The following is a 25124-nucleotide window of genomic DNA, read 5'->3' on the forward strand; positions in this document are numbered from 1 at the left end:
CTGTTCGCTCTATTTTTAAGCTACACGTCTATTTTTGACACTAAAACCCCGCTAGTAGCACAAAAATTATACTACCAATAACCGTTTTGTCTATTCGTTATCTTCTATCGATCATCATCGATCCACTTACTTTTATTATCATCGCTATTTATTTCAGTTAAAAATAATACTCTGGATTATTCTCTCGTCAGATATACCTGCTCACTGCTATGCTTTTCTATATTACAATTACAGCAAAGTACCGCCACAATATTCGTATGAGGTCAATCATGAGCCATTCCACTATTAGAAGTTACTTACACTTATCACCTTCCATTGCTAAAGATGTTTATATTGACGTGACAGCCACTGTTATTGGTGATGTACGCCTTAGTGAAGATGTCAGCATTTGGCCAATGGTTGTGATCCGCGGTGATGTTAACTATGTCAGTGTAGGAGCAAGGACTAATATTCAAGATGGCTCAGTGCTACATGTTACACATGCATCAGAAAATACCCCTAATGGTTTTCCTCTCATCATCGGTGATGATGTGACTGTTGGACACAAAGCAATGTTACATGGGTGTACAATCGGAAACCGAGTATTAGTCGGCATGGGATCAATCTTACTTGATGGTGCAATTATTGAAGATGATGTTTTGATCGGCGCAGGAAGCCTAGTACCACCTGGTAAACGACTAGAAAGTGGTTTTCTTTATTTAGGTAGCCCAGTAAAAAAGATCCGCCCACTCACGCCCGCAGAAATACAACACTTTATCTACTCTGCTAATAATTACGTAAAGTGGAAGAACGACTATTTATCAACGGCTCATTCCGCCATTGATAAACAGTAAAATGGATGAAGAGTTGACACTTCATACAGCTTAGCCAACTCTTCAAATTCTTCTTCAATTTCCCATCGATGCTGCTTAAACAAACAAAAAGCATTGCTATTATCACCAAAGCGTGCCTTTAGCTCTTGTTCAGTGATTTGGCAATCAAATAACATTCCATTGACCATGATAGGGAAAAGAACGCAATTTTGATCTTCAAGCCACTGCTCACGATCAGGAAATTGAATGGATTGATTCATTTATTCAAATTTTCTCTTAAAATATTTATTGTTGGATTAATATCAGGTACTCGCTCATACCATAACTCAACGGCATAAGCGGCTTGCCCTACCAGCATACCTAGGCCATCAGATAAGCGTGTACTACCATTTTTTAATGCATGGTATAAAAAAGAAGTCATACCTGCCTTATAATACAAATCATAACAAGCAGTTTTAAAACCATAAGCACTATCAGGTATAGGTGGAATATCGTCCGTCATACTAGATGAAGAGGCGTTAATAATTAGATCGTAATGTTTATCTGTAACATTTTGTGGAGCACTAGCTCTAATTGTACCAAATTGGCTAAATTCTTGTGCTAATTGTTGTGCTTTTTCAACAGTGCGATTAGTCAAAGTAATATCACAATTATAATTTAATAATGGTAATAATATCCCTCGTGTAGCACCACCAGCCCCAATAACAAGAACCGATAATATTTTTCCGGGGATAATAAAATCCAACCTAGCTAAATCAAGAATTAAGCCCTGACCATCAGTATTATCACCTAATAACGTGCCGTCATCTAATTTTAAAATAGTATTAACAGCACCACAGGCTTGTGCTCTTTGTGTTAATTTATCCACAAAGCGAAAAGCATCTTCCTTAAAAGGAACGGTAACATTAGCTCCACGTCCACCTTGAGAAAAAAATTGCGTTGCTACTTTATCAAATTCGCCTAATGGAACCAGTAAACGCCCATATTCATAATCAATCCCTGACTGTTTCGAAAAAAGCTGATGAATAAAAGGAGATTGACTATGTTCAATGGGATTGCCCATCACTACATATTTTTCCATAGCATCATTATCCTTGTCGATATAGCTCACCTGTGAGTGCATCTCTAATTTCAGAAGGATTTTTTCTGCCACCAACCTCGCCATTTACAATAGCAATTCGATTACGAAACTGCTCTTGTACTTCTTCAACACTACGGCATGGAGGAAGTCCGCTTAAATTTGCGCTGGTTGATACTAATGGTTTGCCATAAGCCACACATAATGCTTTCACAATAGGGTGATCCGTAACCCTTACAGCTAAGGAAGAAAACCGCCCTGTTAGCCATTTTGGCGTTATTGACTTAGCTGGAATAACCCAAGTGATTGGGCCTGGCCAAGAGGCAAACATCCGCTCCCGCTGTTCTTGAGTCAATGCGTTATCATCAATATAAGGTTTTAATTGTTCATAGTTATCAGCAATTAAAATAAGCCCTTTCTCAATGGCTCTCTGTTTTAACTCAAGTAATGCCATTACCGCGCTTTCACTATCAGGATCACAACCGACACCAAACACAGCTTCTGTTGGATAGGCAATAACTTGATTATTTTGCAGTGCTTCTATAATTGTATTATTTACAGGTGATACTTCGTTATTCATGTTCTTCTCTTTTTGTTTGTTGCTTGCCACACAATTTGCTGGCGCACACTAATCTTACTCCTTGAGAAGACCTCTTTTCCATCAATAATGGATAATGACAATATTCGCACTCACCATTAATCGGTTTATTATTTAGTACAAATTGACATTCAGGATATTGGTTACAAGCATAAAATATTTTACCAAACCGAGACTTACGCTGTAATAATTTGCCCTTCTCGCACTGAGGACAATGAATCACAGTCTCATCAGGTTTATCAATTTGTTCTATATGCTCACAAGCAGGATAATTGCTACAGCCTATAAACATGCCAAACTTACCTTGTCGTAAAACTAAATCTGCGCCACAACATTGGCAAGGCTGTCCTTCTAATACTTTAATAACCTGTCCATCGCCTTGAGATTTCAACGCCTTAATATAATGGCAATTAGGATAAGCAGAACATCCTAGAAAAGGGCCATGACCACCATTTCTTATAATTAAATCACTGCCACATTCAGGACATTTTTCTTGCTCAGATGGATACGTAAACGGCATTATTTTTGCCATTGTCTTACCTCATAACACTTATTCCAATCGAATATAGCCACCCGCCACAATAGCGACTTTTTCGATAAGCTCAAGCTCTAATAAAAGAGGAGCTAAATCTGATGTGGATAAACCGCTCTTATTCGCAATAATATCAATCGGGATAGCTTTATCAAAACCTAACAAAGGCAATATCAAATTTATTGATTGCTGTTGAGTGGGTGTAAGTTTTTCAATTTCTAATGGCATATTGCTGGACTCTTTTTTATTGGCAGCTGAGCCAACCTCTGCAATATGCTCGTCCTGTAAATCATCATTATGATTAAAGATTAACCACTGCCAAGAGCTATTTAAATATTCCATAATATCATCTGGCGAAGAGGCTAAATTCGCCCCCTGTTTTAGCAACTGATGATTTCCTTCAAAGTGTGAATCACCCAGTAATCCGGGTAACACAAACAATTCTTTGCCTTGTTGTAGAGCATAATTGGCAGTGATTAAAGATCCACTTTTTATGCCAGCTTCTACAATTAAGAGAGCTGAACTCAATCCACTAATAATTCTATTCCTTTGCGGGAAATGACGAGCTAAAGGTGGTGCCATCGGGAGATGCTCTGAAACAAGAACACCCGACTCTTTGATTTGCTCTGCTAGTCGACGATGAAATGATGGGTAAATTTGTTCTAAACCACTCCCCAATACAGCAATAGTGACGCCATGATGTTTTAAAGCACTACGATGTCCAACACCATCAATCCCTTGCGCCAACCCGCTTGTAATTGTGAATTTATTTTTCACGAGCTGTTGTGCAAAATAAGTCGCCCACTTAGTTCCATACTGTGTAGCATCTCTACTACCAATTAATGCAATTTGTGTGCTTTTTAAATGCTCTTTATTACCTGCAACAAAAAGCAAAAGAGGTGGAGAAGATATTTGCTTTAATAGCAAAGGATAATCTGAATCAGAAATTGTTAAGAGTGATGATTCATTTTTATCTAGCCACTTTAATGTACTTTTGACACAATTTGCCTGAAGCCTCATAAATTGGTGACTTTGTTGTTCTGATAGGCCACATTCTAGTAACACTTTACGATTTAGTTGCGTCAATGATTGTAAGTATTCCACCACCTTAATCGCTTTATTTACTGGCAATCTTGAAACAACATTAAGTCTTATCCATATTTCTCTGGCATCCATGCATTATCCTAGTGTTATTTTTTAACATACAAGGTGAGTGCTAAACTCAGCAAATACTGTCAATCCAGACAATAAATGTCTAGAATAGACGTTAATTCTCATTCACATTTTAGAAACAGTCCAAATAAATTATGGCAGTATTACACGTATTACATTATCCAGACGAGCGCCTTCGCACCATTGCAAAGCCAGTCGAAAAAGTTGATGCCGAAATTCAAAAAATTGTCGATGATATGTTTGAAACAATGTATTTGGAAGAAGGTATCGGTTTAGCTGCGACACAGGTGGATATCCACCAGCGCATCATCGTCATTGATATCTCTGAAACACGAGATCAAAAACTGGTACTCATTAATCCAGAACTTCTTGATCAGGAAGGTGATACCGGAATAGAGGAAGGTTGTTTATCAATACCTGAACAACGCGCATTTGTGCCTCGTGCAGAGCGCGTAAAAGTAAGAGCGCTTGATTACAACGGACAACCTTTTGAATTAGAAGCTGATGACTTACTCGCTATTTGTATTCAACATGAGATGGATCATTTAGTTGGCAAATTATTTGTGGATTACTTATCTCCATTAAAACGCCAACGTATCCGCCAAAAAGTTGAAAAGCTCGATAAGAGAAGAGCAAAAGCGGGACAATAGTGATTTACTTGTAACAGGAAAAAAACGTGTCTGATTCATTACGTATTATCTTTGCGGGAACACCCGACTTTGCAGCCCGACATTTAGCTGCTCTGTTATCAACTCAACATCATATTGTTGGGGTATTAACGCCACCAGATAAACCCGCAGGAAGAGGTAAGAAGCTGACGATTAATCCAGTGAAAGAACTGGCATTAACTAATAACATTCCTGTTTATCAACCGACATCGTTAAAACCAGAAGAGAATCATGAGTGGATCAAAGCACTACAACCTGACGTTATGATTGTTGTTGCTTATGGTATGATTTTACCCAAAGCAGTACTTGATATCCCTCGTTTGGGTTGCTTAAACGTCCATGGCTCTCTTCTACCTAAATGGCGAGGTGCTGCACCTATCCAACGTGCCTTATGGGCGGGCGATACAGAAACTGGCGTCACCATTATGCAAATGGATGTTGGTTTAGATACTGGCGATATGCTTTATAAAGCATCATGCCCAATTACTCATCAAGACACGAGTGCTTCTCTTTATGCTAAATTAGCAGAGCTGGGGCCTAAAGCACTAATTAATACATTAGATCTTATCATTAGCGGTGAGTTAAAAGCGGAAAAACAAGATGATAGCCTAGCGAATTACGCAGAAAAGCTATCAAAGGAAGAAGCAAAAATTAATTGGTCGTTATCTGCACAACAGATAGAACGTTGTATTAGAGCGTTTAATCCATGGCCTATGAGCTTTTTTATGCTCGATGATCAGCCGGTGAAAGTATGGGAAGCACAAGTTATCGCGTCGGATAATACCAATCAAATACCAGGTACATTATTGAAAGCAGATAAAACAGGCATTTATATCGTAACAGGTGAAGGCATTTTAAATATCACCAAGCTTCAACCATCAGGTAAAAAACCTATGGCATCAGCCGATTTCCTAAATTCCAAAAGAGATTGGTTTACCCCTGGGAAAATCATTCAATAATGATACTACCCCTTGAAATAACAATATTTCAGGGGGATCTTTTTTTTACGCCAATATTATTCTTCTCTGGCGGCCAATATATAAACGCTAATTCACTATGAAAACGTCATACAACTTACGCAGTATTGCAGCAAAGGCAATAGCTCAAGTTTTAGATCAAGGCTTATCATTAAGTTCGGTGATCCCTGAATTACAAAAAAACATTTCAGATAAAGACAAAGCGCTCTTGCAAGAGCTCTGCTTTGGTACCTTACGTACCTTGCCCCAGCTAGAATGGATCATCCAACAACTAATGGATAAACCACTGAAAGGTAAACAACGAATTTTACATTACCTCATTATGGTCGGTTTATATCAGCTCCTTTATACTCGAGTTCCTGCCCATGCAGCACTCGCTGAAACTGTTAACGGTGCGATCGCACTGAAAAAACCACAATTAAAAGGGTTAATTAACGGTGTATTACGCCAATTTCAGCGTCAACAAGATGTATTAATGGAACGTTTCCAAAATAATGATAGCCGTTATTTGCACCCTTCTTGGTTACTCACACGAATAAAAAATGCCTACCCTGAGCTATGGGAAAGTATTATTGAAGGAAATAACCAAAAGCCACCAATGTGGTTACGGGTAAATCAAATACATCATTCACGTGAACAGTACTTAGCGCTGCTTGAAAAAGAAGGGATCAGCGCGTTCTCCGATGACCACCACCCTAATGCTATTCGTTTAGAAACACCTTGTAATGTTCACCTGTTACCGGGATTTAGTGAGGGCTGGATCACTGTTCAAGACCGCAGTGCTCAGCGTTGTGCAGAATTATTAGCGCCACAAAATAACGAACAAATTCTTGATTTATGTGCAGCTCCTGGGGGAAAAACAACCCATATCTTAGAAATAGCCCCTAAAGCACATGTTCTCGCCATTGATATCGATGAGCAACGTTTAGCCAGAGTTAAAGAAAATCTAAACCGCTTAAAGCTACATGCCACAGTCAAAAGTGGTGATGGACGTTATCCAGAGCAATGGTGTGCAAATATGCAATTTGACAGGATCTTACTTGATGCTCCTTGCTCAGCAACTGGCGTTATACGTCGCCATCCAGATATCAAATGGCTACGTCGTAATGAAGACATAGCTCAGTTAGCGCAAATTCAAAAAGAAATATTACATGCTATATGGCCATACCTAAAATCAGGCGGCACATTAGTTTATGCTACTTGTTCTATTTTACCGGAAGAAAATAGCCAACAAATTGCAGCCTTCTTATCGTCAATGCAAGATGCTCAATGTGACTATCAGCATCAATGCTTACCGGAGAAATATAGCGGTGATGGCTTCTTTTATGCGCTGATCAACAAAAAATGATCTTCTGATAAAAGATGATATCAGATCTAAAAGAAGCTACTATTCCAACACAAGATCGATGTGAACAGACATTGATCTTTTATTTGTTAATCGAATATTCTGAGAACTGACGATGAAAATTATTATCTTAGGCGCAGGTCAAGTGGGTGGCACTCTCGCTGAAAATCTTGTCGGTGAGAATAACGATATTACTGTTGTCGATACTGATGCTACCCGTTTACGTCAACTTCAAGATAAATTTGATTTAAGAGTTGTAAATGGTCATGGATCTCATCCGAGAGTCTTAAGAGAAGCGGGGGCTGAAGATGCGGATATGCTAGTTGCCGTCACAAATTCTGACGAAACAAATATGATAGCATGCCAAGTCGCTTATACTTTATTTAATACTCCCAATAAAGTTGCTCGTATCCGAGCCTCTGAATTTGTTCGTGAAGCAGATAAACTTTTTTTACCAGAAGCAATTCCTATTGATTACCTCATCTCCCCGGAACACCTCGTTATAGATTATATCTATAAACTAATTCAATACCCCGGTGCCCTACAGGTAGTAAACTTTGCTGAAGGTCAAGTCAGTATCGTGGCAGTAAAAGCCTACTATGGTGGATCACTTGTGGGTAATGCACTATCCACTCTACGTGATCATATGCCACATATTGATACTCGTGTTGCGGCTATCTTTCGCCAAGATAGACCTATTCGCCCTCAAGGATCGACCATTATTGAAGCGGGTGATGAGGTCTTTTTCGTGGTGGCATCACAACATATTCGCGCAGTAATGAGTGAGCTACAACGATTAGAAAAACCTTATAAACGCATTATGATTGTTGGTGGCGGAAACGTTGGAGCAGGATTAGCGGCAAGATTAGAAAAAGATTATAGCGTTAAGCTGATTGAGCATAATCAACAACGTGCTACCGAGTTAGCAGAGCTCCTCCATGATACTATCGTGTTTTATGGTGATGCATCTGATCAAGAGCTACTCGCTGAAGAGCATATTGAGCAAATCGATGTCTTTATTGCACTCACTAATGATGATGAAGCAAATATCATGTCCGCAATGCTCGCAAAACGTATGGGGGCAAAAAAAGCCATGGTACTTATTCAACGCAGTGCTTATGTTGATTTAGTCCAAGGTGGAGTCATTGATATTGCCATCTCTCCGCAACAAGCCACTATTTCAGCTCTATTAGGTCATGTTCGCAAAGCAGATATTGTCAGTGTATCCTCATTACGTCGCGGTGTTGCTGAAGCTATTGAAGCCATTGCACATGGTGATGAAAATACCTCAAAAGTTGTCGGTAGACGTATTCAAGATATCAAACTTCCGCCAGGCACAATTATCGGCGCCATTGTCCGCAATGAAGATGTCATTATTGCCAATGCAAGTCACTCAATAGAACAAGGTGACCATGTGATCATGTTTATTACAGATAAAAAATATGTTCCTGAAGTAGAAAAACTGTTCCAACCTAGTCCATTTTTCTTATAACTCTAGTGTAGAAATAAGAATAGTAGTGATTGTTACTGATACTGATCTATTATTATTATCTAAACACATATTTTTATATCTAGATCCATACTAATAAGGGGTGGTTATGGCTTTTTTCAAAGAGTTTCGTGAATTTGCAATGAAAGGCAATGTTGTTGACATGGCAGTCGGTGTCATCATTGGTGCCGCATTCGGAAAAATTGTTTCATCCTTAGTAGCTGATGTGATTATGCCTCCATTAGGCTTACTCATTGGAGGGATCGATTTTAAACAATTTAGTTTAGTACTAAGAGAGGCTCATGGGGATATACCTGCCGTTATCTTAAACTATGGTGCCTTTATACAAACTGTTTTTGATTTTGCCATTGTCGCGTTTGCTATTTTCTGTGCGATTAAATTAATTAATAAGATGCGCAGACAAGAAGAAGAGCAACCTAAAGCACCACCTGCACCTTCAGCAGAAGAAACTTTATTAACAGAAATCCGTGATCTATTAAAAAATCAGCAAAAATAAAAACTAAAAGGCCAGTGATAACAATTGAAAATATTTGTTATCACTGGCCTCCCAGTTACCTTTCTTATTATGTTTTGCCTTTCTCATATAGCTGCCTTTGCCTTTCTTATTTTTTTCTACCCGTTGTCTAAATAAAGGATCATGAACAAGTGCAGCTAACGCATTATCTTTGATCACACCTTTTTGGTGCTGATATTTGCTAGACATAAAAACCTCTTAAATTATTAAAGAACATAAAGCATAGAACAACAATCTTCAGTGCAGATATTATTGCTTTGTCGCTCCAGATTCAAGTATTTCTAGAATTGAACAATATGTACTTTCATGAGCGGTTCCACAGCAAGCATTGCTTAACATTTTTAAAGAATCACGCATCTTTTCCATTTCTTTTAGACGAGCCTCAACTTCTGCTAGCCTAGCATCAACAATATGTTTTGATTCTACACAAGTATGATGCGCAGGATCGACTCTAATTGAAAGTAACTCAGTAATAGCATCCAGAGTAAAGCCTAACTCTTTGGCATAACGAATAAAACGTAATCTTTGCAAATCTTGTTCTGTATACAGACGATAGCCACCTTCTGTCCGTCTATCATGTTCCATCAATCCTTGTTTTTCATAAAAACGGATAGTGTCTGTTGTAACATTCGCTAATTTTGCAATTTGGCCGATGCGATACATTGATCACTCCTCAAACTAATGATAAGTAAGCATAACAAATAACAAAAAAAATAGAATTGAAATATAGTGCGATACTCAATACTTACTTTCGCACAATAGCAGCATATTCAGAAGTAAATATATAGCACCCACATAAATAAAGAAGTAGCGAGTCATTAAAGGGAGGAACCAATAAATTTAAATTTATTGCTAATCTATAGCAATAAAAAAACCGGATTAAAAAATCCGGTCTTTTTATTCGCTTCGCTAAATAATAATTTTATTATTCAGCAGCTGCTTCTGTTTCAGAATCAGCACGGTCAACAAGCTCAATGTAAGCCATTGGAGCATTGTCACCTGCACGGAAGCCACACTTCAGAATACGAGTGTAACCACCTGCACGGCTCGCAAAACGCGGACCTAATACTGTAAACAGTTTTGCCACGACTTCGTTGTCACGAGTACGGGCGAATGCCAGACGACGATTAGCTACGCTGTCGGTCTTGGCAAGAGTAATCAGCGGCTCAACGACGCGACGCAGTTCTTTCGCTTTAGGCAAAGTTGTCTTGATGATTTCATGACGAACTAAAGAACCTGCCATGTTGCGAAACATAGCCTGACGATGGCTGCTGTTGCGGTTCAATTGACGACCACTCTTACGATGGCGCATGACCTTATCCTTCTCAGTAAAACCTTAACCTGTGATCTTATTCATCAGCGATACTTGCAGGTGGCCAATTCTCAAGGCGCATGCCCAGAGATAAACCACGCGACGCCAGTACGTCTTTAATCTCAGTAAGAGATTTCTTACCAAGGTTAGGCGTCTTAAGTAATTCAACTTCAGTACGCTGTACCAGATCACCGATGTAGTGGATTGCTTCTGCCTTCAGACAGTTAGCAGAGCGGACAGTCAATTCAAGATCGTCAACTGGGCGCAGCAGGATCGGATCGAACTCTGGCTTCTCTTCTTTAACTTCAGGCTGACGAACATCACGTAAGTCAACAAAAGCTTCAAGCTGTTCAGCCAGGATAGTCGCTGCACGGCGAATCGATTCTTCTGGATCGATAGTACCGTTAGTCTCCATCTCGATTACCAGCTTATCCAAGTCGGTACGTTGTTCAACACGCGCTGCTTCCACAGTATAAGCAATTCGCTCAACTGGGCTATAACACGCATCTACTAGTAAACGACCGATAGGGCGCTCATCTTCTTCCGAATGAATTCGGGCAGAAGCCGGCACATAACCACGACCACGCTGAACTTTGATACGCATATTAATAGATGCGTTTTCGTCTGTAAGGTGGCAGATAACGTGCTGCGGCTTGACGATTTCGACATCACCGTCATGGATGATATCGGCTGCAATAACAGGGCCAATGCCAGATTTGCTCAAAGTAAGAATTACTTCATCTTTACCATGAACTTTTACCGCCAACCCCTTAAGGTTGAGCAGTATTTCTAGGATATCTTCCTGAACACCTTCTTTGGTGCTGTACTCATGCAGTACACCATCAATCTCAACCTCTGTTACCGCACAACCCGGCATAGACGAAAGCAGAATACGGCGCAGTGCGTTACCTAGAGTGTGGCCGAAGCCTCGCTCTAATGGCTCAAGGGTCACCTTGGCGTGCGTCGAACTCACTTGCTCGATATCAACCAGGCGCGGTTTTAGAAACTCTGTCACAGAACCCTGCATTGTGTCCTCTCTTTGGTGCTAAGCCTTACTTGGAGTAAAGCTCGACGATCAGGTGCTCGTTAATGTCCGCAGACAAGTCAGTACGTTCAGGAATACGTTTGAACACACCTTCCATCTTAGCAGCATCAACTTCCAGCCATGTTGGCTTTTCACGCTGTTCAGCCAGCTCTAAAGCAGCCTTAATACGAGACTGTTTTTTCGATTTTTCACGAACGCTGACTACGTCATTCGGGGAAACCTGATAAGAAGCAATATTAACCACGCGACCATTTACCATGATTGCTTTGTGGCTAACCATCTGACGTGCTTCTGCGCGAGTTGCGCCAAAGCCCATACGATAAACAACGTTATCCAGACGACCTTCTAACAGAGTAAGTAAGTTCTCACCTGTGTTGCCTTTCAGACGTGTTGCTTCTTTGTAGTAGTTACGGAATTGACGCTCTAGAACACCGTAAATACGACGTACTTTTTGTTTTTCACGTAACTGAACACCGTAATCAGACAGACGCGGTTTACGTGCGCCGTGCTGACCTGGTGCTTGTTCCAGTTTACACTTGGTGTCAATCGCCCGAACGCCAGATTTCAGAAATAAATCTGTACCTTCGCGACGGCTCAGCTTGAGCTTAGGACCCAAATATCTTGCCATTTTCTTTCTCCAACTATCCTAAAAACGAAACCGTTATTAAACGCGACGTTTTTTCGGTGGACGACAACCGTTATGAGGAATCGGAGTCACATCAGTAATATTAGTGATGCGGAAACCAGCCGCGTTTAATGCACGGATAGTTGACTCACGACCAGGACCAGGTCCTTTTACCATAACTTCCAAGTTCTTAATTCCGTACTCTTTAACAGCTTCAGCGCAACGTTCTGCTGCAACCTGAGCCGCAAACGGAGTAGATTTACGAGAACCACGGAAACCGGAACCACCGGCAGTAGCCCAACCCAACGCGTTACCTTGACGGTCTGTAATAGTAACGATTGTGTTGTTGAAAGAAGCATGGATATGAGCCACACCGTCAGAGACTTGTTTTCTTACACGCTTACGTGCACGAATAGGTGCTTTTGCCATTGTTCAAATACCCCGATTATTTCTTGATCGGCTTACGCGGACCCTTACGGGTACGTGCGTTAGTCTTAGTACGCTGACCGCGAACTGGTAGACCACGACGATGACGTAAACCACGGTAAGTACCAAGATCCATCAGACGTTTGATGCTCAGGGTAACTTCACGACGTAGATCACCTTCTACAACGTATTTGGCAACTTCGTCACGCAGCTTGTCGATTTGCTCTTCAGACAGCTCACTGATCTTAACATTTTCAGCAATACCCGTTGCTTCACAGATAGCCTGTGAACGAGTTTTACCAATGCCGTAAATCGATGTTAAAGCGATTACGGTATGTTTATGATCAGGAATGTTAATGCCTGCTATACGGGCCACTATGCACTCCTAAATTAACTTTATACAGTACTATTCTGAAAAGCCCGTTTTCAGGATACTCAAACAATACTGTATGATTATAAATGATTGGGCTGGCTAATTTAGCCAGCTCAACCGAACTTTGCAAGAAAAAAATGCAATAATTTAGCCTTGACGCTGTTTATGCTTAGGGTCAACACTGCAAATTACACGCACGTGGCCGTGACGTCTAACGATTTTGCAGTTACGGCACATTTTCTTGACGGAAGCACGAACTTTCATTTTTACTCTCCGTAACTTCTAAAACAAACCCATCTTATCGGTAATTAGCCTTTAAGGTTTGCTTTTTTCAATGCAGACTCATACTGACTTGACATCAGGAGAGTTTGCACTTGAGCCATAAAATCCATGATGACCACAACCACGATTAAGAGGGAAGTACCACCAAAATAGAAAGGTACTTTCATTGCGTCACGCATGAACTCCGGGATGAGACAGATAAAGGTAATGTACAGGGCACCGATTAAGGTTAAACGTGTCATCACTTTATCTATATATTTAGCCGTCTGCTCTCCCGGGCGAATTCCTGGTACAAATGCACCGGACTTCTTCAGGTTATCTGCCGTTTCTCTTGGGTTGAAAACCAACGCCGTATAGAAGAAACAGAAGAAGATGATTGCAGCAGCGTATAGTAACACATAAATAGGTTGACCAGGCTGTAAATTTAAAGAAATTGTCGTCAGCCAACCCCATCCTGTACCATCGCCAAACCAAGAGGTTATTGTACCAGGAAACAGAATAATACTTGAAGCAAAAATTGCCGGTATTACACCCGCCATATTTACCTTAAGTGGTAGATGTGTACTTTGTGCCGCGTATATTCTACGCCCTTGTTGACGTTTTGCATAGTTAACAACGATACGACGTTGTCCTCTTTCTACAAAAACAACAAAGAAAGTTACCGCGAACACCAATACTGCAACCAACAATAACAGGAGGAAGTGCAGTTCGCCTTGCCGCGCCTGCTCGATGGTTTGACCAATGGCAGGTGGAAGACCTGCAACGATACCTGCAAAGATAATGATTGAGATACCGTTACCAATACCACGTTCAGTGATTTGCTCACCTAACCACATCAGGAACATTGTCCCTGTGACTAAGCTCACAACAGCCGTAATATAGAATGGTAAGCCTGGATTAATAACCAGACCTTGCATTCCTGGCATATTCGGTAAGCCTGTTGCGATACCAATAGATTGGAATATCGCCAGCACCAAAGTACCATAACGGGTATATTGGCTGATCTTACGACGACCGGCCTCCCCTTCCTTCTTAATCTCCGCTAACCGAGGGTTAACCACTGATAATAGTTGGATAATAATCGATGCCGAAATATAAGGCATGATACCCAGCGCAAAGATAGAAGCACGGCTAAGAGCACCACCAGAGAACATGTTAAACATTTCAATGATGGTGCCTTTTTGCTGATCGAGCAATTTGGCAAGCACAGTGGCATCAATACCAGGGATAGGAATAAAAGAGCCAATCCTAAAGACAATTAGTGCACCAAGAACAAACAGTAATCTGCGTTTTAGTTCACCTATACCACCTTTAGCACTCTGAAAATCTAACCCTGGTTGTTTAGCCATCTGTCACTTATTCCTCAATTTTACCGCCAGCTGATTCGATTGCTGCACGGGCACCTTTGGTAACACGCAGACCACGAATAGTCACTGCACGGTTAACCTCGCCAGACAGAATTAATTTTGCAAATTCAATCTGTGGGCCAACAACGTTTGCGGCTTTCAGTGCATTCAGATCGATTACATCGCCTTCAACATAAGCCAAATCAGACAGACGGATTTCCGCAGTCACGAATGATTTACGTGAAGTAAAACCAAATTTTGGTAAACGACGGTATAAAGGCATCTGACCACCTTCAAAACCACGACGTACGCCACCGCCAGAACGAGATTTCTGACCTTTGTGACCACGGCCGCCAGTTTTACCTAGGCCAGAACCGATACCACGACCTACACGTTTAGGCGCATGCTTGGCACCTTCAGCCGGAGACAGAGTATTTAAACGCATCTCTTACTCCTCAACTTTAACCATATAGGAAACCAAGTTGATCATACCGCGAACTGCTGGTGTATCTTCGCGTTCTACAGTGTGACCGATGCGACGCAGACCTAAACCAGCCATAGTTGCCTTATGTTTAGGCAGACGGCCGATTAAACTGCGTGTTTGAGTAATTTTAATAGTCTTAGCCATGGTCATTACCCCAGAATTTCTTCAACGGATTTACCACGCTTAGCTGCGACCATTTCTGGAGACTTCATGCTATCTAAAGCGTCCAGTGTTGCACGAACGACGTTAATCGGATTCGTGGAACCATAGGTTTTAGCCAGTACGTTACGAACGCCAGCCACTTCTAGAACTGCACGCATTGCACCACCTGCGATGATACCAGTACCTTCATGAGCAGGCTGCATAAATACGCGAGAACCTGTATGAGTACCTTTAATAGGGTGGAACAGAGTACCGTTGTTTAAAGCGACGGTTTTCATATTGCGACGGGCTTTTTCCATCGCTTTCTGGATTGCTGCCGGAACTTCGCGAGCTTTGCCATATCCAAAACCAACGCGGCCATTACCATCACCAACTACTGTAAGAGCGGTGAAGCTAAAGATACGACCACCTTTAACGGTTTTCGATACGCGGTTTACCGCGATCAGCTTTTCCTGCAGTTCGCCAGCTTGTTTCTCGATGTGAGCCATCTTACACTCCTACCTTAGAACTGAAGGCCAGCTTCACGGGCAGCATCTGCCAGTGCCTGGACTCGACCATGATATTGGAAACCGGAACGGTCAAATGATACTGATTTGATACCTTTTTCCAGAGCGCGTTCAGCAACAATTTTACCAACTACTGCTGCTGCTTCTTTGTTTCCAGTGTTTTTCAGTTGCTCAATGATAGCTTTTTCTGTAGTAGAAGCGGCCACCAAAGTTTCAGAACCGTTTGGTGCAATAACCTGCGCATAAATATGGCGAGGGGTACGATGTACCACCAGGCGAGTCGCACCCAGTTCCTGGAGCTTACGGCGTGCGCGGGTCGCACGACGGATACGAGCTGCTTTCTTATCCATAGTGTTACCTTACTTCTTCTTAGCCTCTTTGATACGCACAACTTCGTCGGCGTAACGAATACCTTTACCTTTATAAGGTTCAGGGCGACGGTAAGCACGCAGTTCAGCTGCTACTTGACCAATCACTTGCTTATCCGCACCTTTCAGTAGGATTTCAGTTTGTGTTGGACATTCAGCAGTGATGCCTGCTGGCAGTTGGTGTTCCACTGGATGTGAATAACCTACTGATAAGTTAACTGTGTTGCCCTTAACAGACGCACGATAACCTACACCTACCAGTTGCAGTTTCTTAGTGAAGCCTTCGGTAACACCTACAACCATTGCATTTAGCAGTGAACGAGTAGTACCCGCTTGTGCCCATGCATCAGCATAACCATCGCGTGGTGCGAAAGTTAGTTGGTTGTCAGCATGTTGAATTTCAACTGCATTATGGATAGTACGAGTAAGCTCGCCGTTTTTACCCTTAATCGTAATTACCTGACCGTTGAGTTTAACCTCTACGCCGGCAGGAATGACGACGGGTGCTTTTGCCACACGAGACATTCTTTCCTCCCGAATTAAGCTACGTAGCAGATAATCTCGCCACCAAGACCTGCTTGGCGAGCTGCACGATCAGTCATAACACCTTTTGAGGTAGAAACAACAGCGATGCCCAGTCCTGCCATAACTTGTGGCAGCTCATCTTTTCTTTTATAGATGCGCAGACTTGGACGGCTTACGCGCTGAATGCTTTCTACTACAGCCTTACCTTGGAAATATTTTAAAGTGATTTCCAGTTCTGGCTTAGTGTCGCCTTCAATTTTAAAATCTTCAATATAACCTTCTTCCTTAAGCACGTTGGCAATCGCCACTTTCAGCTTGGAGGAAGGCATTGTGACCGCAACTTTATTCGCGGCCTGACCGTTACGGATACGGGTCAGCATATCCGCGATGGGATCTTGCATGCTCATCTGTCTTTACTCCCGTGATTCAATTAGGGTGATTACCAGCTAGCCTTTCTAAGGCCCGGGATTTCACCGCGCATAGCGGCTTCACGGACTTTAATACGGCTTAGGCCAAATTTCCGCAGGAAACCGTGCGGACGTCCAGTTTGACGGCAGCGGTTACGCTGACGTGAAGGACTTGAATCACGTGGCAGTGTTTGCAGTTTCAGAACAGCATTCCAACGATCTTCATCAGATACGTTTACATCTGAAACGATAGCTTTCAGTTCTGCGCGTTTTGCGAAGAATTTCTCAGCTAAATTCGCACGTTTTACATCACGTGCTTTCATAGATTTCTTAGCCATGAATGCCCTGCCTTACTTGCGGAACGGGAAGTTAAACGCTGCTAACAATGCGCGACCTTCATCATCAGATTTCGCAGTCGTAGTAATGGTAATATCCAAACCACGAACACGATCCACTTTATCGTAATCGATTTCAGGGAAGATGATTTGTTCACGCACGCCCATGCTGTAGTTACCACGTCCATCGAATGATTTAGCGGACAAACCACGGAAGTCACGGATACGTGGTACAGCAATAGAGATCAGACGTTCAAAGAACTCCCACATGCGTTCGCCACGCAGGGTCACTTTACAGCCGATCGGATAGCCCTGGCGGATTTTGAAGCCTGCAACAGATTTGCGTGCTTTGGTGATCAGAGGTTTTTGACCTGAGATTGCTGCTAAATCAGCTGCTGCATTATCCAGCAGTTTTTTATCAGCAATTGCTTCACCAACACCCATGTTCAGGGTGATCTTCTCGACCCGAGGGACTTGCATGACAGAATGGTAACCAAACTGAGACATCAGTTTTTGGACTACCTCGTCTTTGTAGTAATCATGCAGTTTCGCCATCGTATACTCCAAATTACTTGATAGTTTCTTTATTAGATTTGAAGAAACGAACTTTTTTGCCGTCTTCGAATCTAAAACCTACACGGTCAGCCTTGCCGGTTGCCGCATTGAAGATTGCAACGTTAGAAACTTGAATTGCAGCTTCTTTTTCAACGATGCCACCTGGTTGGTTCAGAGCCGGTACTGGCTTCTGATGTTTTTTAACCAGATTGATACCTTCAACGATAACTTTACCAGAAGAAAGAACCTGTTTTACTTTACCGCGCTTACCTTTATCTTTACCAGTTAGCACGATAACTTCGTCTTCACGACGGATTTTCGCTGCCATTGCCTGCTCCTTAGAGTACTTCAGGTGCCAGAGAGATTATTTTCATAAACTTCTCGTTACGAAGTTCACGAGTAACCGGCCCAAAAATACGCGTACCAATAACTTGCTCGCTGTTGTTGTTTAACAATACACAAGCGTTGCTATCGAAGCGAATGACAGAACCGTCAGGGCGACGAACACCCTTCTTGGTGCGCACCACTACCGCTTTCAGTACATCACCTTTCTTAACTTTACCACGTGGAATTGCTTCTTTAATGGTAATTTTGATGATGTCACCTACATCTGCGTAGCGACGGTGCGAGCCACCTAGAACCTTGATACACATTACGCGACGTGCACCGGAGTTGTCGGCCACGTTCAGCATAGTCTGTTCTTGGATCATTTTAGTGCTCCGCTAAATGTCAACTACTACTGAGCCACTTCCACATTAGAAGAGGCCGTTCAATATCCCATAATACGAGGGAGCGGCATTATAACACCACATTCTCGATATGGACAGAAAAAATAAACGGCTCGTTCAGTTTTGAGCCGTTTATTTCGTACGAAAAGGCTATTTTATTACAGAACAGCTTTTTCTACAACGCGAACTAACGCCCAAGACTTAGTCTTAGAGATAGGACGTGTTTGACGAATTTCTACTACGTCACCCATGCCACATTCGTTGTTCTCGTCATGTACATGCAGTTTAGTCGTACGACGGATGAATTTACCATATAATGGATGTTTCACCATACGATCGATAGCAACAACAACAGATTTTTCCATTTTGTCACTTACCACACGACCTTGCAGAGTACGGATTTTATCGGTCATTACGCACCCGCCTTCTCAGTCAGTAAAGTCTTAACGCGTGCGATATTACGACGCACTTGTTTCAACAGATGAGACTGTTGTAACTGACCACTTGCTGCCTGCATACGCAGATTGAACTGCTCACGCAGTAAGTTCAGCAATTCAGTGTTCAGCTCTTCAACGCTCTTTTCGCGCAGCTCTTTTGCTTTCATTACATCACCGTCTTAGTTACAAAGGTGGTTTTGATAGGCAGTTTTGCTGCCGCTAGCTGAAATGCTTCACGGGCCACTTCTTCAGGCACACCATCCATTTCATATAGGACTTTACCTGGCTGGATCAAGGCAACCCAATACTCCACGTTACCTTTACCTTTACCCATACGGACTTCGAGCGGCTTTTCAGTGATTGGTTTGTCTGGGAACACACGGATCCAGATTTTACCCTGACGCTTAACTGCACGGGTCATTGCACGACGTGCCGCTTCGATCTGACGTGCAGTCAGACGACCACGGCCCACAGCTTTAAGACCGTAAGTCCCGAAGCTTACATCCGTACCTATAGCTAAGCCACGGTTGCGGCCTTTATGCACTTTACGGAATTTTGTACGCTTAGGTTGTAACATCAGCGACTCTCCTTACTTGCGGCCTTTACGCTGCTGCTTTTTAGGTTGAGCGGCTGGTTTTTCCGCCTGTTCAACCGCAGCCATACCACCCAGGATCTCACCTTTGAAGATCCATACCTTAACGCCGAGCACACCATAAGTAGTATGTGCTTCTGAGGTATTGTAGTCGATATCTGCACGCAGAGTGTGCAGAGGTACACGACCTTCACGATACCATTCAGTACGAGCGATTTCAGCGCCGCCTAAACGACCACTTACTTCCACTTTAATACCTTTAGCGCCTAAACGCATTGCGTTCTGTACCGCACGCTTCATAGCACGACGGAACATAACACGACGTTCCAGCTGTGAAGTGATGCTGTCAGCAACTAATTTTGCGTCCAGTTCAGGTTTACGTACTTCGGCGATATTAATTTGCGCAGGAACGCCAGCGATATCCGCTACGTTTTTACGCAGTTTTTCTACATCTTCACCTTTTTTACCGATAACGATACCTGGGCGAGCAGTGTGAATAGTCACACGGATGCTTTTCGCAGGACGTTCGATAACGATACGAGATACAGATGCTTTTGCCAGTTCTTTAGTTAAGTACTGGCGCACTTTAAAATCGCTGTCTAGGTTGTCAGCGAATTCATTGGTACCCGCATACCATGTGGAATTCCAAGGCTTGACAATGCCAAGGCGGATACCATTAGGATGTACTTTTTGACCCATTGCTAGTCTCCAGAGTCTCAGCGATCGGACACAACCACAGTGATGTGGCTGGTGCGCTTCAGAATACGATCTGCACGGCCTTTTGCACGAGGCATAATGCGCTTCATAGAAGGACCTTCGTCAACAAAGATCTTAGCTACTTTCAGATCATCAATGTCAGCGCCATCGTTGTGTTCTGCATTAGCAATAGCAGACTCGAGTACTTTCTTCACTAAACCAGCAGCTTTCTTGTTGGTATAGGTCAGAGTTTCCAGAGCTTGCGACACTTTCTTACCGCGAATCAGGTCTGCCACCAGGCGAACCTTCTGAGCAGAAGAACGAGCGTGGCGATGTATAGCGATAGTTTCCATCTCTTCCTCCTACCTTATTTCTTCTTAGCCTTTTTATCGGCTGCATGACCGCGATAAGTACGGGTCGGCGCGAATTCACCCAGTTTGTGACCAACCATTTCGTCGGAAACGTAAACTGGAACATGCTGACGACCATTATGGACAGCGATGGTCAAACCGATCATGTTAGGAAAGATCGTTGAACGACGGGACCAAGTCTTAACAGGCTTTTTGTCACCGCTTTCCACCGCTTTCTCTACCTTCTTCAGCAAGTGCAGGTCAATAAATGGACCTTTCTTGAGAGAACGTGGCATGGCTTATCCTCTAATTATTTCTTAGTACGACGATGAACGATAAAGTGTTCAGTGCGTTTGTTTTTACGAGTCTTCTTACCTTTGGTTTGAACGCCCCAAGGTGTTACTGGGTGTTTACCAAAGTTACGACCTTCACCACCACCGTGTGGGTGGTCTACTGGGTTCATCGCAGTACCGCGAACGGTAGGACGAATACCACGCCAGCGACTTGCACCAGCTTTACCCAGAACGCGTAACATGTGCTCAGAGTTACCTACTTCACCGATAGTTGCACGGCAATCAGAAGGGATCTTACGCATTTCACCAGAACGCAGACGAATAGTGACATAAGCACCATCACGCGCAACGATTTGAACGTAAGTACCAGCTGAACGAGCTAACTGACCACCTTTACCTGGTTTCATTTCTACGTTATGAACGGTAGAACCAACCGGGATATTACGCATTGGTAAGGTGTTACCCGTTTTGATAGCAGCATCAACGCCAGATTGAACTTTATCACCCGCTTTCAGGCCTTTTGGAGCCAGGATGTAGCGGCGTTCACCATCAGCATACAGCACTAAAGCGATGTTAGCTGAACGGTTTGGATCATATTCCAGACGTTCTACTGTCGCAGGGATACCATCTTTGTTGCGTTTAAAGTCAACAATACGGTAAGCCTGTTTGTGACCACCACCGATATGACGGGTAGTGATACGACCATTGTTGTTACGACCACCGGATTTGCTGTTCTTTTCCAGCAATGGCGCATAAGGTTTCCCTTTATGCAGCTCTGGGTTTACCACTTTAACTACGTGGCGACGGCCCGGAGACGTAGGTTTACATTTAACAATTGCCATTGTTCTTTACTCCTCCGACTTACTCAGCGCCGCCGACGAAGTCCAGATTCTGGCCTTCCTTCAGGGTGACGTAAGCTTTTTTCCAGTCGCTACGACGACCAATACGCTGACCGTGACGTTTCACTTTGCCTTTCATCAGCAGAGTGTTAACACTTTCAACTTCGACTTCAAACAGTTTTTGTACAGCTGCTTTAATCTCTGCTTTGGTCGCGTCTTTAGCAACTTTGAGAACGATGGTGTTTGATTTTTCCATCGCGATAGAAGCTTTTTCAGATACATGCGGCGCGCGCAGTACTTTCAGCAGACGTTCTTCACGGATCATGCCAGCATCTCCTCAACTTGCTTCACAGCGTCAGCAGTCATGACGACTTTGTCGAAGGCGATTAAGCTAACTGGATCGATTGTTGCTGCATCACGAACGTCTACTTTGTATAAGTTACGTGCTGCTAAATACAGATTCTCATCAACTTCTGCTGTGACAATCAGTACATCTTCCAGAGCCATATCTTTCAGTTTCTGTGCTAAAAGCTTAGTTTTAGGCGCTTCAACAGAGAACTTCTCTACGACGATCAGACGATCTTGACGTACCAGTTCTGACAGAATGCTCTTCAGAGCACCGCGGTACATCTTTTTGTTTACTTTTTGACTGTGGTCCTGTGGTTTAGCTGCGAAGCTAACACCACCAGAGCGCCAAATTGGGCTCTTGATTGAACCTGAACGTGCACGACCTGTACCTTTCTGGCGCCATGGCTTTTTGCCTGAACCAGAAACTTCAGCACGAGTTTTCTGAGCACGAGTACCTTGACGAGCACCAGCAGCGTATGCAACGACTACTTGATGCACAAGCGCTTCGTTAAAGTCACGCCCGAAGGTAGTTTCGGAAACAGTCAGCGCGCCTTGCGCGTCTTTCATTACCAATTCCATTCCTATCTCCTCGACGTTACGCCTTGACAGCTGGTTTAACGATCAGGTCACTGCCAGTTGCACCTGGGACAGCACCTTTGACCAGCAGCAGGTTGCGCTCAGCGTCAACACGTACTACTTCCAGGCTCTGAACGGTAACTTGTTCGTTACCCAGTTGACCTGCCATTTTCTTGCCTTTAAATACACGACCCGGAGTCTGGTTCTGACCGATAGAACCCGGAACGCGGTGAGACAAGGAGTTACCGTGGGTAGCATCTTGAGTACGGAAGTTCCAGCGCTTTACAGTACCAGCAAAACCTTTACCTTTAGATGTTCCAGTAACGTCGACTTTTTTAACGTCAGCGAAAATTTCTACACTAATGCTTTGACCTACAGTGTATTCTTCGCCTTCGTTCAGACGGAATTCACGCAGTAAGCGGCCAGCTTCAACGCCAGCTTTAGCAAAATGACCTGCTTCAGGTTTCAGTACACGGTTCGCTTTTTTGCTACCTGTAGTCACCTGAATTGCACGATAACCGTCTTTCTCTAGATCTTTGACCTGAGTAACACGGTTGTTTTCAATTTCGATAACGGTTACAGGGATTGAAACGCCATCTTCAGTGAAGATACGAGTCATTCCTACTTTTTTACCGACTAAACCAATCATTGTTTCAACCTCTCAATCGCTTGATGACCTGATTAACCTAGGCTGATCTGCACGTCTACGCCGGCAGCCAGATCCAGACGCATCAGAGCATCAACGGTTTTCTCGGTTGGCTCAACGATGTCAACCAGACGTTTGTGAGTGCGAATTTCATACTGATCACGCGCATCTTTATTAACGTGCGGAGAAATCAACACTGTGAAACGCTCTTTGCGAGTCGGCAGTGGGATTGGACCACGAACTTGCGCACCTGTGCGCTTAGCAGTCTCTACGATTTCCGCAGTTGATTGATCAATCAGACGATGATCAAAAGCTTTCAGGCGGATACGGATTCTTTGGTTCTGCATGAGACCAGAGCTCCAACTATTTTTTATAAACGTAAATGATTACTACTCGTACCCATTTCGATTGATGAGAGAGTGTAATCGTTCTGCATATAACTCCCCAATCGGAAGTATTATATTAATGCAATAAAAAAATCTGCATTAGCTGATAAATCAGCCCCACTAAATCAGTGAGCCTGCGCATTATACTTGCCTGAGAGATGAAATCAAGCCAAGAATAAAAAAACAGCGATAAAAATTATCTAGCCACAGCAAATTGAACTTAAAAAATAAAAAACAAAGGCAACAATAGCGTTACCTTTGTTTTTATAAATTCGATAGATAGCAATAAAGAAAGATTAATACTTCTTTTTTGCTAAAAGATGAGATCACTCTTCAATCATTTGCGCTTGAAGATAGTTTTGTAGTCCGATACGTTCAATAAGCTCTAGTTGGGTTTCAATCCAATCGATATGCCCTTCTTCATCCGTTAAGATTTCTAGCATCAGATCTCTGCTCACATAATCATGAATTGAATCAGCATAAGCGATAGCTTCACGTAAGTCTTTTGCTCCCCCTAGTTCGAGTTCAAGATCTGAACGCAACATCTCTTCAACATCTTCACCGATATTGAGTTTTCCTAAATCTTGTAAGTTAGGGATACCTTCTAAAAATAAAATACGCTCAATATATTTATCAGCATGCTTCATTTCATCAATAGACTCATGGTATTCCATCGCATTAAGGCGAGTAAATCCCCAATTTTTAAACATACGGGCATGCAAGAAATACTGATTAATTGCAACAAGTTCACCACCTAATAATTTATTAAGGTGGGCTATCATTTTTTTATCACCTTTCATTTTTATGCTCCTTTGCTTCCAGTCTTTTTAGTGTAGACCTTTTATACAAAGTAGAGAGAAAGGAATATTAAAAACTGTTATGCAACTTCAGAAATTTGAGGATAAAGGAGGTGTTGTTCATCATCTATAAGTTGACGAGCTTGACGTATACATTTACCACAACAACTGCCTACAGGTAGGATTTGACGCAATTGATTGATTGTTCGAATTTGATGTTTATGAACAGTAGAGATAATTTTTTTATCACTCACACCATGACACAGACAGACATACATAATAACGACCTCATTAACTACCTATCAAGATAGTAAATGATAATCATTGTTATTTCAATTTCTATTTATCGTACAGATCTATCTAAGTGTGCTGATGATAATAAAAAATGAATAATGGCAATAAGCTAGTTATCGTTAATAGAGGCATAAACTAAAAAAGGGCATCATCAGATGCCCTTTTCAAAAATAATAAAGCTAGG

43 protein-coding genes are annotated in these 25124 nt (G+C 42.5%); 6 read left to right on the forward strand and 37 right to left on the reverse strand.

Features of this window, described 5'->3' with window-relative positions; all coding sequences use genetic code 11:
- Positions 1-269 precede the first annotated feature (269 nt).
- The gene (locus tag HMPREF0693_RS17265; protein ID WP_004246926.1) at positions 270-833 is read left to right on the forward strand and encodes a gamma carbonic anhydrase family protein; all 564 of its coding nucleotides are present in this window, start codon (positions 270-272) and stop codon (positions 831-833) included.
- Here the strand turns inward: HMPREF0693_RS17265 and HMPREF0693_RS17270 are convergent.
- The 5 genes from HMPREF0693_RS17270 to dprA are packed head-to-tail and all read right to left on the reverse strand — an operon-like array spanning position 809 to position 4196.
- Positions 809-1072: a DUF1488 family protein gene (locus HMPREF0693_RS17270; protein ID WP_004246927.1), complete on the reverse strand. Its 264-nt coding sequence runs from the start codon at positions 1070-1072 to the stop codon at positions 809-811. The two genes, HMPREF0693_RS17265 and HMPREF0693_RS17270, sit on opposite strands and share 25 nt — an antisense overlap.
- Positions 1069-1893, reverse strand: coding sequence for a shikimate dehydrogenase (gene aroE / locus HMPREF0693_RS17275; RefSeq protein ID WP_004249684.1), 825 nt, complete (start codon positions 1891-1893; stop codon positions 1069-1071). The genes HMPREF0693_RS17270 and aroE overlap by 4 nt, the downstream gene beginning before the upstream one ends.
- 7 nt (positions 1894-1900) lie before the next feature.
- The gene (tsaC, locus tag HMPREF0693_RS17280; protein WP_004246930.1) at positions 1901-2470 is read right to left on the reverse strand and encodes an L-threonylcarbamoyladenylate synthase type 1 TsaC; all 570 of its coding nucleotides are present in this window, start codon (positions 2468-2470) and stop codon (positions 1901-1903) included.
- Positions 2463-3020 carry a DNA topoisomerase family protein gene (locus tag HMPREF0693_RS17285; protein ID WP_004246931.1) on the reverse strand — a complete coding sequence of 186 codons (558 nt, stop codon included), beginning with the start codon at positions 3018-3020 and terminating at the stop codon, positions 2463-2465. The genes tsaC and HMPREF0693_RS17285 overlap by 8 nt, the downstream gene beginning before the upstream one ends.
- 18 nt (positions 3021-3038) lie before the next feature.
- Positions 3039-4196, reverse strand: coding sequence for a DNA-processing protein DprA (gene dprA, locus HMPREF0693_RS17290; protein WP_004246932.1), 1158 nt, complete (start codon positions 4194-4196; stop codon positions 3039-3041).
- Between the two features lie 131 nt (positions 4197-4327).
- Here dprA and def point away from each other — a divergent pair, with 131 nt between their 5' ends.
- From def to mscL, 5 genes are all read left to right on the forward strand, one after another.
- Positions 4328-4843 (forward strand): peptide deformylase, encoded by a 516-nt coding sequence (gene def / locus HMPREF0693_RS17295; RefSeq protein WP_004246933.1) that lies wholly within the window; start codon positions 4328-4330, stop codon positions 4841-4843.
- Positions 4844-4869: 26 nt separating this feature from the next.
- A complete protein-coding gene (gene fmt / locus HMPREF0693_RS17300) occupies positions 4870-5820 on the forward strand; it encodes a methionyl-tRNA formyltransferase (protein WP_004246934.1) in 951 nt (316 codons plus the stop codon).
- A gap of 97 nt (positions 5821-5917) precedes the next feature.
- Positions 5918-7186 carry a 16S rRNA (cytosine(967)-C(5))-methyltransferase RsmB gene (gene rsmB / locus HMPREF0693_RS17305; protein ID WP_004246935.1) on the forward strand — a complete coding sequence of 423 codons (1269 nt, stop codon included), beginning with the start codon at positions 5918-5920 and terminating at the stop codon, positions 7184-7186.
- 112 nt (positions 7187-7298) lie between these two features.
- Positions 7299-8675, forward strand: coding sequence for a Trk system potassium transporter TrkA (gene trkA / locus HMPREF0693_RS17310; RefSeq protein ID WP_004246936.1), 1377 nt, complete (start codon positions 7299-7301; stop codon positions 8673-8675).
- Between the two features lie 106 nt (positions 8676-8781).
- Complete coding sequence (gene mscL, locus HMPREF0693_RS17315) at positions 8782-9189, forward strand: large-conductance mechanosensitive channel protein MscL (RefSeq protein ID WP_004246937.1); 408 nt, start codon at positions 8782-8784, stop codon at positions 9187-9189.
- A gap of 3 nt (positions 9190-9192) precedes the next feature.
- On the opposite strand, the gene HMPREF0693_RS17320 is transcribed toward mscL, so the two are convergent.
- From HMPREF0693_RS17320 to bfd, 32 genes are all read right to left on the reverse strand, one after another.
- The gene (locus HMPREF0693_RS17320) at positions 9193-9396 is read right to left on the reverse strand and encodes an alternative ribosome-rescue factor A (protein WP_004246938.1); all 204 of its coding nucleotides are present in this window, start codon (positions 9394-9396) and stop codon (positions 9193-9195) included.
- 60 nt (positions 9397-9456) lie between these two features.
- The gene (zntR, locus tag HMPREF0693_RS17325) at positions 9457-9870 is read right to left on the reverse strand and encodes a Zn(2+)-responsive transcriptional regulator (RefSeq protein WP_004246939.1); all 414 of its coding nucleotides are present in this window, start codon (positions 9868-9870) and stop codon (positions 9457-9459) included.
- A 262-nt stretch (positions 9871-10132) separates the two neighbouring features.
- A complete protein-coding gene (rplQ, locus tag HMPREF0693_RS17330; protein ID WP_004246940.1) occupies positions 10133-10519 on the reverse strand; it encodes a 50S ribosomal protein L17 in 387 nt (128 codons plus the stop codon).
- A 37-nt stretch (positions 10520-10556) separates the two neighbouring features.
- Positions 10557-11546, reverse strand: a complete 990-nt coding sequence (locus HMPREF0693_RS17335; RefSeq protein ID WP_004246941.1) for a DNA-directed RNA polymerase subunit alpha — start codon at positions 11544-11546, stop codon at positions 10557-10559.
- Positions 11547-11571: 25 nt separating this feature from the next.
- A complete protein-coding gene (rpsD, locus tag HMPREF0693_RS17340) occupies positions 11572-12192 on the reverse strand; it encodes a 30S ribosomal protein S4 (protein WP_004246942.1) in 621 nt (206 codons plus the stop codon).
- 36 nt (positions 12193-12228) lie between these two features.
- Entirely contained in the window at positions 12229-12618 is a 390-nt protein-coding gene (gene rpsK, locus HMPREF0693_RS17345) for a 30S ribosomal protein S11 (protein ID WP_002919257.1), read from the reverse strand.
- A 16-nt stretch (positions 12619-12634) separates the two neighbouring features.
- Entirely contained in the window at positions 12635-12991 is a 357-nt protein-coding gene (gene rpsM / locus HMPREF0693_RS17350; RefSeq protein ID WP_004249689.1) for a 30S ribosomal protein S13, read from the reverse strand.
- Positions 12992-13135: 144 nt separating this feature from the next.
- Positions 13136-13252 carry a 50S ribosomal protein L36 gene (rpmJ, locus tag HMPREF0693_RS18690; RefSeq protein WP_012368691.1) on the reverse strand — a complete coding sequence of 39 codons (117 nt, stop codon included), beginning with the start codon at positions 13250-13252 and terminating at the stop codon, positions 13136-13138.
- Positions 13253-13296: 44 nt separating this feature from the next.
- Complete coding sequence (gene secY, locus HMPREF0693_RS17355) at positions 13297-14619, reverse strand: preprotein translocase subunit SecY (RefSeq protein WP_004246943.1); 1323 nt, start codon at positions 14617-14619, stop codon at positions 13297-13299.
- 7 nt (positions 14620-14626) lie between these two features.
- Entirely contained in the window at positions 14627-15061 is a 435-nt protein-coding gene (gene rplO / locus HMPREF0693_RS17360; RefSeq protein ID WP_004246944.1) for a 50S ribosomal protein L15, read from the reverse strand.
- A 3-nt stretch (positions 15062-15064) separates the two neighbouring features.
- Complete coding sequence (gene rpmD, locus HMPREF0693_RS17365) at positions 15065-15244, reverse strand: 50S ribosomal protein L30 (protein ID WP_012368690.1); 180 nt, start codon at positions 15242-15244, stop codon at positions 15065-15067.
- Positions 15245-15249: 5 nt separating this feature from the next.
- Positions 15250-15750 carry a 30S ribosomal protein S5 gene (gene rpsE / locus HMPREF0693_RS17370; protein WP_004246946.1) on the reverse strand — a complete coding sequence of 167 codons (501 nt, stop codon included), beginning with the start codon at positions 15748-15750 and terminating at the stop codon, positions 15250-15252.
- Positions 15751-15764: 14 nt separating this feature from the next.
- A complete protein-coding gene (gene rplR / locus HMPREF0693_RS17375; protein ID WP_004246947.1) occupies positions 15765-16118 on the reverse strand; it encodes a 50S ribosomal protein L18 in 354 nt (117 codons plus the stop codon).
- Between the two features lie 9 nt (positions 16119-16127).
- Positions 16128-16661 (reverse strand): 50S ribosomal protein L6, encoded by a 534-nt coding sequence (rplF, locus tag HMPREF0693_RS17380; protein ID WP_004246948.1) that lies wholly within the window; start codon positions 16659-16661, stop codon positions 16128-16130.
- A gap of 14 nt (positions 16662-16675) precedes the next feature.
- Entirely contained in the window at positions 16676-17068 is a 393-nt protein-coding gene (rpsH, locus tag HMPREF0693_RS17385) for a 30S ribosomal protein S8 (protein ID WP_004246950.1), read from the reverse strand.
- A gap of 32 nt (positions 17069-17100) precedes the next feature.
- A complete protein-coding gene (rpsN, locus tag HMPREF0693_RS17390) occupies positions 17101-17406 on the reverse strand; it encodes a 30S ribosomal protein S14 (RefSeq protein ID WP_004246951.1) in 306 nt (101 codons plus the stop codon).
- Between the two features lie 12 nt (positions 17407-17418).
- The gene (rplE, locus tag HMPREF0693_RS17395) at positions 17419-17958 is read right to left on the reverse strand and encodes a 50S ribosomal protein L5 (RefSeq protein ID WP_004246952.1); all 540 of its coding nucleotides are present in this window, start codon (positions 17956-17958) and stop codon (positions 17419-17421) included.
- Positions 17959-17971: 13 nt separating this feature from the next.
- On the reverse strand, positions 17972-18286 hold the full coding sequence (rplX, locus tag HMPREF0693_RS17400) for a 50S ribosomal protein L24 (protein ID WP_004246953.1): 315 nt from the start codon (positions 18284-18286) through the stop codon (positions 17972-17974).
- A 10-nt stretch (positions 18287-18296) separates the two neighbouring features.
- The gene (gene rplN, locus HMPREF0693_RS17405) at positions 18297-18668 is read right to left on the reverse strand and encodes a 50S ribosomal protein L14 (RefSeq protein WP_004246955.1); all 372 of its coding nucleotides are present in this window, start codon (positions 18666-18668) and stop codon (positions 18297-18299) included.
- A gap of 176 nt (positions 18669-18844) precedes the next feature.
- Entirely contained in the window at positions 18845-19099 is a 255-nt protein-coding gene (gene rpsQ, locus HMPREF0693_RS17410; protein ID WP_004246956.1) for a 30S ribosomal protein S17, read from the reverse strand.
- The gene (gene rpmC, locus HMPREF0693_RS17415) at positions 19099-19290 is read right to left on the reverse strand and encodes a 50S ribosomal protein L29 (protein ID WP_004238624.1); all 192 of its coding nucleotides are present in this window, start codon (positions 19288-19290) and stop codon (positions 19099-19101) included. The genes rpsQ and rpmC overlap by 1 nt, the downstream gene beginning before the upstream one ends.
- Positions 19290-19700: a 50S ribosomal protein L16 gene (gene rplP, locus HMPREF0693_RS17420; RefSeq protein WP_004246957.1), complete on the reverse strand. Its 411-nt coding sequence runs from the start codon at positions 19698-19700 to the stop codon at positions 19290-19292. The genes rpmC and rplP overlap by 1 nt, the downstream gene beginning before the upstream one ends.
- Positions 19701-19712: 12 nt before the next feature.
- Positions 19713-20414, reverse strand: a complete 702-nt coding sequence (gene rpsC, locus HMPREF0693_RS17425) for a 30S ribosomal protein S3 (RefSeq protein ID WP_004246958.1) — start codon at positions 20412-20414, stop codon at positions 19713-19715.
- 17 nt (positions 20415-20431) lie between these two features.
- Positions 20432-20764 (reverse strand): 50S ribosomal protein L22, encoded by a 333-nt coding sequence (gene rplV, locus HMPREF0693_RS17430; RefSeq protein ID WP_004246959.1) that lies wholly within the window; start codon positions 20762-20764, stop codon positions 20432-20434.
- Between the two features lie 14 nt (positions 20765-20778).
- On the reverse strand, positions 20779-21057 hold the full coding sequence (gene rpsS, locus HMPREF0693_RS17435; RefSeq protein WP_004246960.1) for a 30S ribosomal protein S19: 279 nt from the start codon (positions 21055-21057) through the stop codon (positions 20779-20781).
- Between the two features lie 14 nt (positions 21058-21071).
- Positions 21072-21896 (reverse strand): 50S ribosomal protein L2, encoded by an 825-nt coding sequence (rplB, locus tag HMPREF0693_RS17440; RefSeq protein ID WP_004246961.1) that lies wholly within the window; start codon positions 21894-21896, stop codon positions 21072-21074.
- A 19-nt stretch (positions 21897-21915) separates the two neighbouring features.
- The gene (gene rplW / locus HMPREF0693_RS17445; protein WP_004246962.1) at positions 21916-22218 is read right to left on the reverse strand and encodes a 50S ribosomal protein L23; all 303 of its coding nucleotides are present in this window, start codon (positions 22216-22218) and stop codon (positions 21916-21918) included.
- A complete protein-coding gene (gene rplD, locus HMPREF0693_RS17450) occupies positions 22215-22820 on the reverse strand; it encodes a 50S ribosomal protein L4 (RefSeq protein WP_004246964.1) in 606 nt (201 codons plus the stop codon). Before rplD ends, rplW begins: the two co-directional genes overlap by 4 nt.
- A gap of 16 nt (positions 22821-22836) precedes the next feature.
- A complete protein-coding gene (rplC, locus tag HMPREF0693_RS17455; protein WP_004246966.1) occupies positions 22837-23466 on the reverse strand; it encodes a 50S ribosomal protein L3 in 630 nt (209 codons plus the stop codon).
- Between the two features lie 32 nt (positions 23467-23498).
- The gene (rpsJ, locus tag HMPREF0693_RS17460) at positions 23499-23810 is read right to left on the reverse strand and encodes a 30S ribosomal protein S10 (RefSeq protein ID WP_001181005.1); all 312 of its coding nucleotides are present in this window, start codon (positions 23808-23810) and stop codon (positions 23499-23501) included.
- Positions 23811-24175: 365 nt separating this feature from the next.
- Positions 24176-24649, reverse strand: a complete 474-nt coding sequence (gene bfr / locus HMPREF0693_RS17465; RefSeq protein WP_004246967.1) for a bacterioferritin — start codon at positions 24647-24649, stop codon at positions 24176-24178.
- Positions 24650-24726: 77 nt separating this feature from the next.
- Positions 24727-24924, reverse strand: a complete 198-nt coding sequence (gene bfd, locus HMPREF0693_RS17470; RefSeq protein ID WP_004246968.1) for a bacterioferritin-associated ferredoxin — start codon at positions 24922-24924, stop codon at positions 24727-24729.
- Positions 24925-25124 lie beyond the last annotated feature (200 nt).

Origin of the sequence: Proteus mirabilis ATCC 29906 (assembly GCF_000160755.1) — a bacterium.
GTDB lineage: Bacteria > Pseudomonadota > Gammaproteobacteria > Enterobacterales > Enterobacteriaceae > Proteus > Proteus mirabilis.

Bases quoted from the DNA above. Each gene is read 5' to 3' on its own strand.
- rplP (WP_004246957.1), bottom strand. From the start codon at position 19,700: ATGTTACAACCTAAGCGTACAAAATTCCGTAAAGTGCATAAAGGCCGC.
- rplV (WP_004246959.1), bottom strand. From the start codon at position 20,764: ATGGAAACTATCGCTATACATCGCCACGCTCGTTCTTCTGCTCAGAAG.
- secY (WP_004246943.1), bottom strand. From the start codon at position 14,619: ATGGCTAAACAACCAGGGTTAGATTTTCAGAGTGCTAAAGGTGGTATA.
- zntR (WP_004246939.1), bottom strand. From the start codon at position 9,870: ATGTATCGCATCGGCCAAATTGCAAAATTAGCGAATGTTACAACAGAC.
- rpmD (WP_012368690.1), bottom strand. From the start codon at position 15,244: ATGGCTAAGACTATTAAAATTACTCAAACACGCAGTTTAATCGGCCGT.
- bfr (WP_004246967.1), bottom strand. From the start codon at position 24,649: ATGAAAGGTGATAAAAAAATGATAGCCCACCTTAATAAATTATTAGGT.
- rplQ (WP_004246940.1), bottom strand. From the start codon at position 10,519: ATGCGCCATCGTAAGAGTGGTCGTCAATTGAACCGCAACAGCAGCCAT.
- HMPREF0693_RS17270 (WP_004246927.1), bottom strand. From the start codon at position 1,072: ATGAATCAATCCATTCAATTTCCTGATCGTGAGCAGTGGCTTGAAGAT.
- rplR (WP_004246947.1), bottom strand. From the start codon at position 16,118: ATGGATAAGAAAGCAGCTCGTATCCGTCGTGCGACCCGCGCACGCCGT.
- rpsN (WP_004246951.1), bottom strand. From the start codon at position 17,406: ATGGCTAAGAAATCTATGAAAGCACGTGATGTAAAACGTGCGAATTTA.
- rpsJ (WP_001181005.1), bottom strand. From the start codon at position 23,810: ATGCAGAACCAAAGAATCCGTATCCGCCTGAAAGCTTTTGATCATCGT.
- rpsC (WP_004246958.1), bottom strand. From the start codon at position 20,414: ATGGGTCAAAAAGTACATCCTAATGGTATCCGCCTTGGCATTGTCAAG.
- rpsS (WP_004246960.1), bottom strand. From the start codon at position 21,057: ATGCCACGTTCTCTCAAGAAAGGTCCATTTATTGACCTGCACTTGCTG.
- rpsH (WP_004246950.1), bottom strand. From the start codon at position 17,068: ATGAGCATGCAAGATCCCATCGCGGATATGCTGACCCGTATCCGTAAC.
- rplN (WP_004246955.1), bottom strand. From the start codon at position 18,668: ATGATCCAAGAACAGACTATGCTGAACGTGGCCGACAACTCCGGTGCA.
- aroE (WP_004249684.1), bottom strand. From the start codon at position 1,893: ATGGAAAAATATGTAGTGATGGGCAATCCCATTGAACATAGTCAATCT.
- rplB (WP_004246961.1), bottom strand. From the start codon at position 21,896: ATGGCAATTGTTAAATGTAAACCTACGTCTCCGGGCCGTCGCCACGTA.
- rplX (WP_004246953.1), bottom strand. From the start codon at position 18,286: ATGGCAGCGAAAATCCGTCGTGAAGACGAAGTTATCGTGCTAACTGGT.
- rpmC (WP_004238624.1), bottom strand. From the start codon at position 19,290: ATGAAAGCAAAAGAGCTGCGCGAAAAGAGCGTTGAAGAGCTGAACACT.
- HMPREF0693_RS17265 (WP_004246926.1), top strand. From the start codon at position 270: ATGAGCCATTCCACTATTAGAAGTTACTTACACTTATCACCTTCCATT.
- rplF (WP_004246948.1), bottom strand. From the start codon at position 16,661: ATGTCTCGTGTGGCAAAAGCACCCGTCGTCATTCCTGCCGGCGTAGAG.
- rpmJ (WP_012368691.1), bottom strand. From the start codon at position 13,252: ATGAAAGTTCGTGCTTCCGTCAAGAAAATGTGCCGTAACTGCAAAATC.
- trkA (WP_004246936.1), top strand. From the start codon at position 7,299: ATGAAAATTATTATCTTAGGCGCAGGTCAAGTGGGTGGCACTCTCGCT.
- dprA (WP_004246932.1), bottom strand. From the start codon at position 4,196: ATGGATGCCAGAGAAATATGGATAAGACTTAATGTTGTTTCAAGATTG.
- rplW (WP_004246962.1), bottom strand. From the start codon at position 22,218: ATGATCCGTGAAGAACGTCTGCTGAAAGTACTGCGCGCGCCGCATGTA.
- rsmB (WP_004246935.1), top strand. From the start codon at position 5,918: ATGAAAACGTCATACAACTTACGCAGTATTGCAGCAAAGGCAATAGCT.
- rpsQ (WP_004246956.1), bottom strand. From the start codon at position 19,099: ATGACCGATAAAATCCGTACTCTGCAAGGTCGTGTGGTAAGTGACAAA.
- rpsD (WP_004246942.1), bottom strand. From the start codon at position 12,192: ATGGCAAGATATTTGGGTCCTAAGCTCAAGCTGAGCCGTCGCGAAGGT.
- rplE (WP_004246952.1), bottom strand. From the start codon at position 17,958: ATGGCGAAACTGCATGATTACTACAAAGACGAGGTAGTCCAAAAACTG.
- mscL (WP_004246937.1), top strand. From the start codon at position 8,782: ATGGCTTTTTTCAAAGAGTTTCGTGAATTTGCAATGAAAGGCAATGTT.
- tsaC (WP_004246930.1), bottom strand. From the start codon at position 2,470: ATGAATAACGAAGTATCACCTGTAAATAATACAATTATAGAAGCACTG.
- rplO (WP_004246944.1), bottom strand. From the start codon at position 15,061: ATGCGTTTAAATACTCTGTCTCCGGCTGAAGGTGCCAAGCATGCGCCT.
- rplD (WP_004246964.1), bottom strand. From the start codon at position 22,820: ATGGAATTGGTAATGAAAGACGCGCAAGGCGCGCTGACTGTTTCCGAA.
- rpsE (WP_004246946.1), bottom strand. From the start codon at position 15,750: ATGGCTCACATCGAGAAACAAGCTGGCGAACTGCAGGAAAAGCTGATC.
- def (WP_004246933.1), top strand. From the start codon at position 4,328: ATGGCAGTATTACACGTATTACATTATCCAGACGAGCGCCTTCGCACC.
- bfd (WP_004246968.1), bottom strand. From the start codon at position 24,924: ATGTATGTCTGTCTGTGTCATGGTGTGAGTGATAAAAAAATTATCTCT.
- rplC (WP_004246966.1), bottom strand. From the start codon at position 23,466: ATGATTGGTTTAGTCGGTAAAAAAGTAGGAATGACTCGTATCTTCACT.
- HMPREF0693_RS17335 (WP_004246941.1), bottom strand. From the start codon at position 11,546: ATGCAGGGTTCTGTGACAGAGTTTCTAAAACCGCGCCTGGTTGATATC.
- rpsK (WP_002919257.1), bottom strand. From the start codon at position 12,618: ATGGCAAAAGCACCTATTCGTGCACGTAAGCGTGTAAGAAAACAAGTC.
- HMPREF0693_RS17285 (WP_004246931.1), bottom strand. From the start codon at position 3,020: ATGGCAAAAATAATGCCGTTTACGTATCCATCTGAGCAAGAAAAATGT.
- HMPREF0693_RS17320 (WP_004246938.1), bottom strand. From the start codon at position 9,396: ATGTCTAGCAAATATCAGCACCAAAAAGGTGTGATCAAAGATAATGCG.